Annotated in this window: 10 protein-coding genes; 7 read left to right on the top strand and 3 right to left on the bottom strand. The window is 62.4% G+C overall.

The features are described 5' to 3' along the window. Positions 1-13: 13 nt before the first annotated feature. Positions 14-355 (bottom strand): zinc ribbon domain-containing protein YjdM, encoded by a 342-nt coding sequence (locus B0G81_RS12570; RefSeq protein WP_134135872.1) that lies wholly within the window; start codon positions 353-355, stop codon positions 14-16. Positions 356-623: 268 nt separating this feature from the next. Between B0G81_RS12570 and B0G81_RS12565 the strand changes: the two genes are divergently transcribed. After that, positions 624-926 (top strand): antibiotic biosynthesis monooxygenase, encoded by a 303-nt coding sequence (locus B0G81_RS12565; protein WP_106280735.1) that lies wholly within the window; start codon positions 624-626, stop codon positions 924-926. A 126-nt stretch (positions 927-1,052) separates the two neighbouring features. Here B0G81_RS12565 and B0G81_RS12560 read toward each other — a convergent pair whose 3' ends face one another. Further along, positions 1,053-2,531, bottom strand: a complete 1,479-nt coding sequence (locus B0G81_RS12560) for a sensor domain-containing diguanylate cyclase (RefSeq protein WP_134135868.1) — start codon at positions 2,529-2,531, stop codon at positions 1,053-1,055. Between the two features lie 258 nt (positions 2,532-2,789). On the opposite strand from B0G81_RS12560, the gene B0G81_RS12555 reads away from it, so the two are divergent. The 6 genes from B0G81_RS12555 (at position 2,790) to B0G81_RS12530 (ending at position 9,719) form a co-directional block, all read left to right on the top strand. After that, positions 2,790-3,722 carry a 2-hydroxyacid dehydrogenase gene (locus tag B0G81_RS12555; protein ID WP_134135864.1) on the top strand — a complete coding sequence of 311 codons (933 nt, stop codon included), beginning with the start codon at positions 2,790-2,792 and terminating at the stop codon, positions 3,720-3,722. Positions 3,723-3,984: 262 nt separating this feature from the next. Beyond that, positions 3,985-6,909, top strand: a complete 2,925-nt coding sequence (locus B0G81_RS12550) for a molybdopterin-dependent oxidoreductase (RefSeq protein WP_134135859.1) — start codon at positions 3,985-3,987, stop codon at positions 6,907-6,909. 27 nt (positions 6,910-6,936) lie between these two features. Then, positions 6,937-7,680: a 4Fe-4S dicluster domain-containing protein gene (locus B0G81_RS12545; protein WP_134135856.1), complete on the top strand. Its 744-nt coding sequence runs from the start codon at positions 6,937-6,939 to the stop codon at positions 7,678-7,680. A gap of 20 nt (positions 7,681-7,700) precedes the next feature. After that, positions 7,701-8,651, top strand: coding sequence for a DmsC/YnfH family molybdoenzyme membrane anchor subunit (locus B0G81_RS12540; protein WP_134135854.1), 951 nt, complete (start codon positions 7,701-7,703; stop codon positions 8,649-8,651). 270 nt (positions 8,652-8,921) lie between these two features. Then, positions 8,922-9,371 carry a MarR family transcriptional regulator gene (locus tag B0G81_RS12535; RefSeq protein ID WP_106280746.1) on the top strand — a complete coding sequence of 150 codons (450 nt, stop codon included), beginning with the start codon at positions 8,922-8,924 and terminating at the stop codon, positions 9,369-9,371. A 39-nt stretch (positions 9,372-9,410) separates the two neighbouring features. After that, complete coding sequence (locus tag B0G81_RS12530) at positions 9,411-9,719, top strand: hypothetical protein (RefSeq protein WP_134135852.1); 309 nt, start codon at positions 9,411-9,413, stop codon at positions 9,717-9,719. A gap of 383 nt (positions 9,720-10,102) precedes the next feature. On the opposite strand, the gene B0G81_RS12525 is transcribed toward B0G81_RS12530, so the two are convergent. Next, positions 10,103-12,058 carry a phosphatase PAP2 family protein gene (locus tag B0G81_RS12525; RefSeq protein ID WP_166678983.1) on the bottom strand — a complete coding sequence of 652 codons (1,956 nt, stop codon included), beginning with the start codon at positions 12,056-12,058 and terminating at the stop codon, positions 10,103-10,105. Positions 12,059-12,457: the final 399 nt, after the last annotated feature.

The following is a 12,457-nucleotide window of genomic DNA, read 5'->3' as shown; positions in this document are numbered from 1 at the left end:
TGTTCGTTCAGACTCAAACCTTCTTCAGATACGCGGCCTTCAGCATAAAGTTGCCGGCGTCCATCTTGCAGTCCACTTCGTGATCGCCGCCGACAAGACGAATGCTCTTCACCTTGGTGCCCATTTTCAGCGTGATCGACGAGCCTTTCACTTTCAGGTCCTTGATCAGCACGACGGCGTCGCCGTCGGCCAGCGGGTTGCCGTTGGCGTCCTTGACCACGCGTGCGTTGGCTTCGTCGACGGACGCGGCGGCGTTCATCGGCCATTCGTGCGCGCAGTCGGGGCAGACGTAGTTGTCGCCGTCCGGGTAGGTGTTTTCCATCGCGCACTGCGGGCAGGCGGGAATTGTCGACATGATTTTTTCCAGACCGCGGCGCCGGGCCGCGGAAAACTTCAGGGGCGGCGAGTATAGCCGACGGACGCCGCGCGGCCCGCATCCGCACACGGAATGCTGTGCTAGCGCAAACCGGCGTGTGTAGATCCTGACGCGAAGGCGTGTGACGGCGCTATACGGGGAGCGGACTATACTCTTCCGATAGACCGGCGGTCCCCAATGTCTCGTCATGCTTTGCGAACCCTCGCAAAGCACATCATTGTTCCCATCTCACAGCAGGAGTTCTGTCATGGTCAAGCTCGCCCTGTACGTTCGTCTTGAAGCCAAACCCGGCAAGGAAAAAGACGTCGAAGCGTTTTTGCTCGGCGGCTTGCCGCTGGTCGAGGAGGAGCCGGGCACTGTCGCGTGGTTCGGTTTGAAACTGGGGCCGTCCACCTTCGGCATCTTCGACGCCTTTCCGGATGAAGCCGGCCGTGAAGCACACCTGAACGGCAAGGTGGCGGCCGCGCTGATGGCGAAGGCCGGGGATCTGTTCGCCTCGCCGCCCACGATCGAAAAAGTGGACGTGCTGGCAGCGAAATTGCCGGGCTAAGCGAAGCACCGACCGCGGGGCGGGGCCGGTCGCTCCGTTGTCCGGTTCGCCGACCCCGTAACGCAAAAAAACGCGCTGATCATCCCGACGACGCCACGCCATGATCCGGCGCGACCAAGCCAGTGTTTAGCGGCCCGCCAGGTCGCCCGCCGGCTGGCTCGCGTAGGTCGCGCGCTTTTCCTCGTACATCAGCAGATCGGCCCGCTGCACGCCCGCTTCGAGCCGGTCGCCGCGCTGGCAGGTGGCCGCGCCCATCGAGAAACTGAGCGGCGAGCCCGGATAAAACTGATTGTTCAGCTCGATCAGTTGGCGGATCGCATCGATCATTGCGGCGCCGCCGCGCTCGTCGGTGTCCGGCATCAGGATCGCGAACTCGTCGCCGCCAATCCGCGCCGCATGAAACGGCGTCTCGGTCGCCTTGGCGAGCACCTCGCCGGCGCGCCGCAAAAGCGCGTCGCCGGCCGCGTGGCCGAGCTGATCGTTGACGCGTTTCAAGCCGTTCAGATCGGCCATGATGATCGTCACGGGCCACGGACCCTTGCGTTCGAGCCGGTTCAGTTCGTCCACGTAGAACGAGCGGTTGCGCAGTTTGGTCAGCACGTCGTGCTTGCCGAGGAACTCGAGGTAGGCTTCGGCCTTCTTGCGCGCCGTGATGTCCGTGAGCGCCACCAGCACCAGATCCCAGCTCTGCTCATGCCCCGGCAGCACGGAAAACTGCAGGTGCACATGCACCTCGCTGCCGTCGAGCGAATAGTTGAGCACTTCGCGCTGCTGGAACAGCTTGCCGTCCCATAGATCGACCAGTTGCTCGCGGAAATGCGGACGCATGTCGTCGCGGAACACCTCGGCGAGATGCGACAGCAGCGTTTTCTTGTCCTTCGCCGCGAACATGTCGAGCGTGTGCTGGTTTACGTCGAGCACATGGATTTCCTGCATGCAACGTTCGACGAACTCGGGATGCACGTCCGTAAAGACGCGGAAGTCGTTGATGCCGGCCGCCCGCGCTTCGTCGAGCAGACGCTTGACCGCGCTGAAATCCTCCACCCAGAGCGACACCGGCGAATATTCAAACAGGCCGCGCACATACTGCTCGGCAAGCGTCACGCGGTGCCGCGCGCCTTCCAGTTCTGTAATGTCTTCCACCGACACCAGCACGCGGTCCCAGCGCGCCTCGTGGCCGGGCAGCACGGCGCCCTTGAGCAGCACGTCGAGGCGCCGTCCGCCGAGCGTGTAGTTGACCGTCTGGCTGGTGAACTGCGATTGGCCGGCCCACAACTGGCATAACTCTTCCAGGTGGGTCTTGAGCATGTCGTCGCGGAACACCGAAGCGAGATTGCTGGTGAGCGCTTCGAAATCGACAGCCTCGAATTGCGTTAGCGTCTTCTGATTGACCTTGATGACGCGGATGCTGTGCGCGCATTGCGCGACGCAGCCCGGATTGGCGGCGAAATGCGCGCGCAGATCGGTTATACCGTCTGCCCGCCATGCATCGAACAAGGTGCGCACGCCGCTGAAGTCTTCGAGCCAGAGCGAGACGGGCGCGAGTTCGAACATCTCGGAATCGTCGTTGGCGGGCGCCGGGCCGCGCGGGAGGATATCCAGCATGAGGTTCTCAAAATCGGAAGTGCCGCTATTTTAAGACGGGTTCGGCTGTGGCTGAAAAGAAAGACCGGTTACGCATCATTTTTACGCCAGGCTATCAAGCAGGATAACGGCGCCGTACCGTTGGACTTGAGGCGCGCCAGGGCGCATCCGGCGGGGTGTCCAACCCTTCAGCGGACTTGCCGGCAAGCCTTCCGGAGGCTTGTTACACTGGCCTGCAAATTGTCCTGTCCATTCACGTCGCCAGGAAAAAGCGCCGCCATGAAGCCATCCCTGCTGGTTCTGATCCATCTTAACGATGCAAGCCGCGCGAAGATCGAAGCCGCGTTCGACGTGGTCTATGCGCCCGACGCCACCGCGCGAGCCGCCGCGCTCGACGCGCACGGTGAGACGATTCGCGCCGTGCTGACCAACGGCACGACCGGGCTCGCCGCCGCGGACATCGACCGCATGCCGCAACTCGAACTGATCAGCGCGCTGGGCGCGGGCTATGAAAACCTCGCTATCGACCACGCCCGCTCGCGCGATATCGTGGTCGTCAACGGCGCGGGCACCAACGATCATTGCGTGGCCGATCATGCGTTCGCGCTGCTGCTCGCGGTGGTGCGCGACGTGCCGCAGCTCGATCAGGCCACCCGCAAGGGTGTCTGGCGCGACTCGTTGCCGATGCAACCGAACGTCTCCGGCAAGCGCCTCGGCATTGTCGGGCTCGGCAACATCGGCGAGAAAGTCGCGCGGCGCGGCGCGGGGTTCGAGATGGAAATCGGCTATCACAACCGTAAGCCGCGCGAAGGCTCGCCGCATCGGTACTTCGATAGCGTGGAAGGCCTTGCGCGCTGGAGCGACTTTTTGATCGTCGCGACGCCGGGTGGTGCGGGCACGCGTCATCTGATCGGCGCGGCGGTGTTCGAGGCGCTCGGGCCACAGGGCTTCGTGGTCAACGTGTCGCGCGGCAGTGTGCTCGACACGGCGGCGCTTACGCAGGCGCTCACAGCAGGGACGATTGCCGGCGCCGCGCTCGACGTCTACGAGAGCGAGCCCAATCCGCCCGAAGCCTTGCTAATGCTGCAGAACGTGGTGCTGACGCCGCACGTGGGCGGCCGCTCGCCGGAAGCGATCACGGCCTCGGTCGACAACTTTCTGGACAACGCCCGCCGGCATTTTGCGGGAGATGCGGTACTGACGCCGATCTGATGTCCACGACCGGCGCGGTCTGTACTACCTGCCTTCGTCGCTGCCCGGCCGGTTGCCGATGTACTCGTACTCTTCGTCGGACAGCGCGTGCGACTGGCCGAGGCGTAGCCGCCCCGTCGTCGAAAGCCAAACACAAACTATCGGCGCAGCGGATAGTTTCTCTCGAAAATGGCGATTTCCCTTGTGAGGCCACCACGCATAGGATGGGCGGTATCGCATCACCACCGCTTCGGCGCAGCCGGAGCAGCGACGGAGATCCCGCATGGAACATCACGCTCGCACGCAGAACGAACGGCTCGACATCAAGACGACCACCTGCTACATGTGCGCCTGCCGCTGCGGCATTCGAGTGCATCTTCGCGAAGGCGAGGTGCGCTACATCGACGGCAATCCGGAGCATCCGCTCAACCAGGGCGTGATCTGCGCGAAGGGCGCCTCGGGCATCATGAAGCAGTACTCTCCCGCGCGTCTCACGCAACCGCTGATGCGCAAGCCGGACGCGGAGCGCGGCAGCGCGCAGTTCGAGCCGGTGTCGTGGGAGCATGCGTTCGAGGTGCTCGAAAAGCGTCTCGGCCACATTCGCGCCACCGATCCGAAAAAATTCGCGCTCTTCACCGGCCGCGACCAGATGCAGGCGTTGACCGGGCTCTTCGCCAAACAGTTCGGTACGCCTAATTACGCGGCGCATGGCGGCTTCTGCTCGTCGAACATGGCGGCGGGCATGATCTATACGATCGGCGGCTCGTTCTGGGAATTCGGCGGCCCGGACCTCGACAGCGCCAAGCTCTTCTTCATGATCGGCACGGCGGAAGATCATCATTCGAACCCGCTAAAGATCGCCATTTCGAAATTCAAGCGCGCGGGCGGCCGCTTCATCGCGATCAATCCGATTCGCACGGGCTACGCGGCGATCGCCGACGAGTGGGTGCCGATCAAGCCCGGCACCGACGGCGCGCTGTTCATGGCGTTCCTCCACGAACTGATTGCCGCCGACGCGTGGGATCACGAATTCGTGCGCCGCTACACCAACGCGGCGGAACTCGTCTCGCTCGACGAAGCCAGCGAAAACTTCGGCCTGTTCGTGCGCGATCCCGAGCGGCCGGTCGGCAATCCGCTGTTTCCGCAGAATCACCTCTGGTGGGACACTCAAGCCGCGCGCGCCGTGCCGCATCACGCGGCCGGCGTCAGTCCCGCGCTCGACGGCCGCTATACGCTCGACGACGGCACACCCGTCACGCCGTCGTTCGCCTTGCTGCGCGAACGCGTGGCCGATTGCACGCCCGAGTGGGCCGCCGGCATTACCGGTATTTCGGCCGACACGATTCGCCGCCTCGCCGGTGAAATGATTCGGACGAGCCGCGAGCACCGCATCACCTTGCCGATCCGCTGGACCGACGCATGGGGCGAGACGCACGAAACCGTCACCGGCAACCCGGTCGCCTTTCACGCGATGCGCGGGCTGGCGGCGCACTCCAACGGCTTCCAGTCGATCCGCGCGCTAGCCGTGCTGATGTCGCTGCTCGGCACGATCGACACGCCCGGCGGCTTTCGTCACAAGTCGCCGTTTCCGCGTGCTGTGCCGCCGTCGGCGAAACCGCCGAACAGTCCCGACGCCGTCAAGCCGAACACGCCGCTCGCCACCGGTCCGCTCGGCTGGCCCGCCGCGCCCGAGGATCTGTTCATCGACGAACAGGGCGGCCCGGTGCGCATCGACAAGGCCTTCTCATGGGAATATCCGCTCGCCGTGCATGGCCTGATGCACAGCGTGATTACCAACGCGTGGCGCGGCGATCCGTATCCCATCGACACGCTGATGATTTTCATGGCCAACATGGCGTGGAATTCATCGATGAACACGATGAAAGTGCGTGAGATGCTGGTCGACAAGCACGCCAGCGGCGAGTACAAGATTCCGTTTCTGGTGGTGTGCGACGCGTTTCAGTCGGAGATGACCGCGTTCGCCGATCTGATCCTGCCCGACACGACCTATCTGGAACGGCACGACGCGATGTCCATGCTCGACCGGCCGATCTCCGAATTCGACGGCCCGGTGGATTCGGTGCGCGTGCCGGTTGTGCCGCCCACGGGCGAATGCAAGCCGTTCCAGGAAGTGCTGATCGAGCTTGCGTCGCGTCTGAAGTTTCCTGCCTTCACGACCGCGGAGGGCGCGCGCCGCTTTCGCGACTATCCCGACTTCGTCGTCAATTTCACGACGTCGCCGGATTCCGGCGTGGGCTTTCTGATCGGCTGGCGTGGCAAAAATGGCGACAAGGCCTTGGTGGGCGAACCGAATCCGAACCAGTGGGAGCAGTACGCGAAGAACAATTGCGTGTTCCATTACCCGTTGCCCGAGACGCTGCAATATATGCGCAACTGCAACGGACCGTATCTCGAGTGGGCGGTCAAGCATGGTTTCCGCAAGTTCAGCGAGCCGATTCTGATCCAGCTTTACTCCGACGTGATGCAGAAATTCAGGCTCGCCGCGCAGGGCCGCACGAGCGGCAGGCAACCGCCGGATCACTTGCGCGCGCGGGTGGAAAAGTACTTCGATCCGCTGCCGTTCTGGTATGCACCGCTCGAAAGCGCGGCGACCGACCTCGACAGGTTTCCGCTTGCCGCGGTGACCCAGCGGCCAATGGCGATGTACCACTCGTGGGACTCGCAGAACGCATGGCTGCGGCAGATTCACGGCGAGAACTATCTGTACATGAATCCGTTGATGGCGGCCGAGAACGGTATCGCCGACGGCGCGTGGATCTACGCCGAATCGCAATGGGGCCGCGTGCGCTGCATGGCACGCTTCAGCGAGACCGTCGAGCCGGGCACGGTATGGACGTGGAACGCGATCGGCAAGGCGTCGGGCGCATGGAATCTCGGGCCGGGCGCCAACGAATCGCAACGTGGCTTCCTGCTCAATCACCTCATCACCGACGAGTTGCCCAACCGGGTCGACGACGTAGCGCGAAGCATGTCGAATTCCGATCCGGTGACGGGTCAGGCCGCATGGTACGACGTGCGCGTGCGCATCTATCCGGCGGAGGCGGACGCGCGGCATACGCTGCCGCAGTTCGCGGCGATGCCCGCCGTGCCGGGCGAGAACGGTGTGATCTCGCGGATCGTGCAAACCTACTTCGCGGGACGAGGGGAGTTCGCGGCGCGGCTGCGCGGCGCGACGGGGCGCAAATAACATCAGGACAGCCGCAAGGAGCCTGTGATGACACAGATGGCATTGGTGATCGACCTGAACGTGTGCGTGGGGTGCCACGCCTGCGTGACGAGTTGCAAGGAGTGGAACACGTCGGGCGAATCGGGCAGTCTCGCCGATATGAATCCATACGACGCGGATCCGTCCGGCACTTTCTTCAACCGGGTGCAGAGCTTTGAAGCCGGCAGTTTTCCCAACGCAGAGACGATTCATTTTCCGAAGTCGTGTCTGCACTGCGAGGATCCGCCGTGCGTGCCGGTCTGTCCGACCGGTGCAAGCTATAAGCGCAAGGAAGACGGGCTCGTGCTGGTGGACTTCGACCGCTGTATCGGCTGCAAGTATTGCGCGTGGGCGTGTCCGTACGGCGCGCGCGAACTCGACGAAAGCCGCAAGGAGATGACCAAGTGCACGCTGTGCGTCGATCGGATCCACGATGAAAATCTGTCCGAGCGCGATCGGCAGCCGGCCTGTGTGCTCGCTTGCCCGACTTCAGCGCGGCTGTTCGGCGATATTCACGATCCGGAGTCGGTGGTGTCGAAGGCGATCCAGGAACGCGGCGGCTATCAGTTGATGCCCGAGTGGAATACGCGGCCGGCGAATCACTATTTGCCGCGCGTGCCCACCGAGGCCGCGGGCTGCGGCAGTGGCTCGTGCTCGTGCAAATCGACGGGCTCGGTACAGGAACCGGAATCGCTCGATGCTCAATTCGAGCGCGGCGAGTTGCATCTTGCGTCGATGGCGACGCGCATCTAATCAACCCATAGGACCTCACGATGAATCCCGCATTCTCCGTGGTTTTTCTGACCACCTTGAGCGGCGCGGCACAGGGTCTGCTGGTCGCGCTCGTCGGTGTGGAAACTGCCGCGCATCTCGGTCTGCTCGCTTCGCCCTCCGGTGCGTTCTATATCACCGGCGCGGGTGTGTCGGTGGTGTTGGGTGGACTCGGACTGATCGCGTCGTTCTTCCATCTCGGTCATCCAGAACGCGCATGGCGCGCGATCGCCATGTGGCGCACGTCGTGGTTGTCGCGTGAATGTTTGTGTCTGCCGGCGTTTCTCGCCTGCGCGTTTTTATATGGCGTCGCGCATTGGTTCGCCTCGCCGTGGTCGCTCGCGATCGGCTGGCTCGGCGTGCTGGCGAGCGCCGTGCTGTTCGTCTGCACGGCGATGATCTATGCGTGCCTGCGCTTTCTGCAGGAGTGGGCCACGCCGCTCACGTTGGTGAACTTCGCGCTGCTCGGTTGCGCGTCAGGCTTCACGCTGGCGACGGCCTTGAGCGCGTGGTTCGCGCCTGAGTGGACCGTCGGACTCGCTGTCTGCGCATGTGTGCTGACGCTCGCCGGTTGCGCGAGCCGCTCGGCGTCGCTCATGCGCAATGCGCGCTTGCGGCCGAAGTCGACTGTGCAGAGCGCCACCGGCATTCACAATCCCAAGCTGGTGCAGGTGTCGCGCGGCTTTACCGCCGGTGCGTTCAATCTGCGCGAGTTCTTTCACGGCAAATCGGCGGGCACGCTGCGCAATGTCAAATGGGGCTTTCTCGCGACGGCGTTTGTCGCGCCGGTTTTGTTGATGGCGCTGGGTGCAAGCCTGCATTCGATCGGCGTTTCGCTCGGCTTGCTGGCCGCGGCGTGTCTTGTGCAATACGCGGGGCTGGTGGCGGAGCGGTGGTTTTTCTTTGCAGAGGCGAAGCATCCGCAGAATCTTTACTACGCGAAGGTAGGCTAAAAGAGGCGCGCTCCGACATATCAAGTGGACACACAACGAACGCGGCCGCCAGGAATGGCGGCCGTGTCGTTTCTCTGTGCGTTCGCGCATAAGATGAAACTACGAGCGCATTAAAACCAATTGCTACAGGGGAGCAATTCAGAACAAGTTGAAATTGAGGGCGTTTATAAAGGGAAATTTTCACCAGCCTCGGAGGCACACCGTGCAGTCCGTATCTGCATTTAGACAGTTTAACTTGCAAGTCTAACTGTCTTGGTTTACGCTTCGCGCATGACCCGTGTCCCTGAATCCACTCCGCCGCTGGAAAACGTCGTCTCCGATCTGGCGCTGGCTGTCGGCCAGCTTCTGCGCCGGCTGCGCATCGCCAGCCCCGGCGACCTGAACCTGTCGCAGTCCAGCGTGCTCGCGCGGCTGGAACGTGAAGGCCCGATGACCACCGCGGCTCTCTCGCGCGCCGAATCGATGAAGCCCCAGTCCATGAAAACCATCCTCGCAAGCCTCGAAGAAGAGGCCTGCGTCGAGCGGGAACCGCATCCCACGGACGGCCGCCAGATTCTCTTCGCCATCACGCGCAAAGGGCTGAACGAACGCAAGCGGCGCACGGCGGCCAAACGCGAATGGCTGCTGGCGACGCTCGAACAGTTTGATCCTCAGGACGTCGCGACGCTCGCTGCTGCCATTCCGCTGATCAGGCGACTTGGCGATTCCACGCTTCCCTAGCCATTCTGGCTTCTCCCGCTTCCTTCGAAAGGACGAACCATGAGCTTCGTTGTAGCCTTCTTCGCGGGTGCCTTCCTGTGCAACGCGATGCCGCATCTGACCGCTGGTCTGCGCGGCGAAACGTTCCCGTCTCCGTTTTCGGCGCCCCATGGCAAGGGGCCATCGTCGCCGCTCGTCAACTTCCTGTGGGGCTTGCTGAATACACTGATCGGCCTAGCGCTGCTGATTCACCACCCGTTCACACCCGGCTTCAATATCGATAGCGTGGCGCTGCTCGTCGGCGTGCTGGTCATGGGTGTGTTCGCATCGCTTCATTTCGGCCGCGTGCGTCGTGAAGGTCTGTTTTGAGCGCGACGCAATAGGCTCGGCACTTTCCGCTGGTCTGGAAGATCACCACCGCCGCCGTACTCGGTTCGCTGCTCGCGCAGCCCTACTGTCGGCAGCCGATGACATGTCTGGCGGCCAACATGACGTAGATTCTTTTACCGACAGAGACCGGCCCATGAACGGCCGGCCATGTTCGAGGTGTGAGCGGCCGGTGGCGAGCCCGAAACAGTCGCACGGAACCAGCGTTCCGCCGTGCCCGCCCCAGAAGACGAGGCCGAAAAAATTCAAGCCGATAGCGGCGTTGTTTCCCCGCCTTTTGTGCACCAGACAACGGGGAAACAACAGGATCGTCCGCAAGGACGTGAGCGGCATGCAGAGCGGCCGCTCACGGACCAGCACTTCAGTTAGGAATCGAGATGGACCTGAACGCCAGTCGATGTATAGATAGGCGTGACGGTGAAGCCGTCAACAGCAATAGTCGAAAACTTCACGTTCGAACCATTGCCGCTGATCAGGCTGATCGTATCGCCGACCTTAGGTGTGAAGCCGTTGACGAACTTCACATGCAGCGTTCCCCCAACAACCGTAGTCTGGGCGCCCACCTTCATCGAGCCTTGCCCATTCGCGCCGATATCGAGTTCCAGCGTCGTATTCGCAAGTTGCGTGTATTTGCCGACCACGGACACGACACCAGGCGCATTGATGACCATGGTGCCCGCGCCAAGGTAGACGTCCCCGGTGCCGAACGCGGTCGTCGAATCCGCTTCGAGCGTACCGCCGCTGACCTGTGAGCCACCGGAGAAGGTGTTAGCGCCAGCCAGCTTGAGCGTTCCGCTGCCCTGCACGGTCAGCTTGCCGGCTCCTGAGATCGGATTGCGCCACGTATCGGCTGCGTTGAAGCCGCCCTGGGTGGCGTCCATGGACACGATGACGTTGCCGTTGAATGCACCGTAGCCATCCGCCGCTGCGAACATGTTCAAACGCCCCCAGCCTTCCGCATCGTCCATGACAGGATAGCCGGACGGGAGTTCGGTCGTCTTCAGCACGACCCGGCGCTGATCTGCGCTGAGATAGGGGAAACGAGTTTCAAGCAGCGTTTCTGCACCCTTCGGAACGACCGGCGCGGCATCGGTCGCCTCGATCTGCGAAAAGCCAAAAGTCATGCGACGCAAGTAATTGGACTGATTGGTCGCGTAGTCGGCAAAGCGGTCCGTTGAGATTGTGCCCGAATGCGCGAAGGTAGAGAGCGTGGCACTCGTCGTGTTCGTCTGGGACATCAATGCACTTTGGGCCTGCGCATATGCCGAGGTTTTCAAGGACGCATTTGCCGGGTTGTAGAGGTTGGCCGCCACTACGGCCAGGCCCTGCATGCGGCCACCGATTACGTCGAGTGGCGAATGCATGCCCGCGATGATTCGGTTTTCTCCCAATTCCATTGCGCGGCTCATCATTTCCTGGAAGCGCTGCGGAACTACGTAAGCCATGGCCATCGAGTCACGCATTGCTTCGGCGGTATGGCCGCTAATGAAGCCACCATCTGTCGCGGGCGTGGCGCTTTCGGCCGGTACCAACGTGGGATCGACTACCACGGAACTGCTCCACCGGAACGGTCTGGCGTATTTATAAAAGCGCTTGGCGGGTTCCGTCGAACCGTTGGTGCTCATGGCATTGACAAAGTCGACCACGGTGCCAAAAGTCGTGTTGGTCGGACGGCCAACGCCTGTGTTGTTGCCTGCGTCGCTGTACAGCGTCGTGGTAGCGTTGGCCGGGATGGAGGTGATCGTCGTGGTTTGCTGCGTGCTGCCTAGCCATGCGCTGGTCAATGGCCCCAAGCCGTCGGTCACGCTGTATCCCTTGTTGCGGCGGTCGTCGAAATAAGCCGCATCGGCCTGCGCCTGTGTGCGGGAGACTGTTTCGTTGACGACGAACTGCGTGTTCTGGCCCAACACGGCGGCATTCAGGACCGTGCCGCAAGGCGTGCCCGAGTTAACGAGGCCTGAACACGTCGAAGCGACCACGGCCGGGAATCCATCGACGGCCGGTGCCGAAGCGCCCGCGTCGACAATCATGGTCGACGGCTGCCACAGGTCGAGGAAGCGAGCGACAACGCGTACGCCGGCATTCGTATCGAGTGTCGCGAAGTGGGCATCGTTTCGCTGGTTGGAGGCGGCATTGTCGACGAATGCAGGTACAGGAGGGATGGACGCACTGTCCACAAAGCCTGGATCTGCCGGCGGGGCGGGCACGACGGCCGCATTACTTTGGACGTCATCACCGCTCCCGCAGGCACTCAGCGTCAGCAGGGTGCATAGGGCAATGAAACTGGATAGCGGGCGGGGGCGGGGGAATCGAAACAACATAGGCTTCCTGAGTCGGTGGCAAAAGAGTCAATGGGGACGGATCTTGGGCGATCTAAGTGAAGCCCCGATGACATTCAGAAAGGTTTGATGTTTTCAGAACGCGCACAAGCATGGATTGCGGTTGCGGTTATCTGGAATCGTTGTGTGTTCTCTCCGTTCAAGCGAAGCCCTGAAGTAGGGATCTTCGAAGCGATATAGCTTTGGAGCAGGTGTTATCCAGGACGTGGAAAATCCGAAATGGACATGAAACAGCGGCCATTCGTCAGATACTGGCGAGTGACTCCTGAAGGTCGGGCTGCGCCAGTCCGCTCTTCAAACTCTTCACTGGAAAGCGGCCAGAGGATCAGCGGGCTCACGCCGCGTGCTCGCCCGCGCTAACTCGCTTGCTTACCGATGCGA

The sequence above is a fragment of the Paraburkholderia sp. BL6665CI2N2 genome (assembly GCF_004366535.1).
Lineage (GTDB): Bacteria > Pseudomonadota > Gammaproteobacteria > Burkholderiales > Burkholderiaceae > Paraburkholderia.
Note: the sequence above shows the minus strand (reverse complement) of the source record. Positions and strands in the feature narration are given on the sequence as shown.

Coding starts and splice junctions, on each gene's coding strand:
- B0G81_RS12570 (WP_134135872.1), bottom strand. CDS start 355: ATGTCGACAATTCCCGCCTGCCCGCAGTGCGCGATGGAAAACACCTAC.
- B0G81_RS12565 (WP_106280735.1), top strand. CDS start 624: ATGGTCAAGCTCGCCCTGTACGTTCGTCTTGAAGCCAAACCCGGCAAG.
- B0G81_RS12560 (WP_134135868.1), bottom strand. CDS start 2,531: ATGCTGGATATCCTCCCGCGCGGCCCGGCGCCCGCCAACGACGATTCC.
- B0G81_RS12555 (WP_134135864.1), top strand. CDS start 2,790: ATGAAGCCATCCCTGCTGGTTCTGATCCATCTTAACGATGCAAGCCGC.
- B0G81_RS12550 (WP_134135859.1), top strand. CDS start 3,985: ATGGAACATCACGCTCGCACGCAGAACGAACGGCTCGACATCAAGACG.
- B0G81_RS12545 (WP_134135856.1), top strand. CDS start 6,937: ATGACACAGATGGCATTGGTGATCGACCTGAACGTGTGCGTGGGGTGC.
- B0G81_RS12540 (WP_134135854.1), top strand. CDS start 7,701: ATGAATCCCGCATTCTCCGTGGTTTTTCTGACCACCTTGAGCGGCGCG.
- B0G81_RS12535 (WP_106280746.1), top strand. CDS start 8,922: ATGACCCGTGTCCCTGAATCCACTCCGCCGCTGGAAAACGTCGTCTCC.
- B0G81_RS12530 (WP_134135852.1), top strand. CDS start 9,411: ATGAGCTTCGTTGTAGCCTTCTTCGCGGGTGCCTTCCTGTGCAACGCG.
- B0G81_RS12525 (WP_166678983.1), bottom strand. CDS start 12,058: ATGTTGTTTCGATTCCCCCGCCCCCGCCCGCTATCCAGTTTCATTGCC.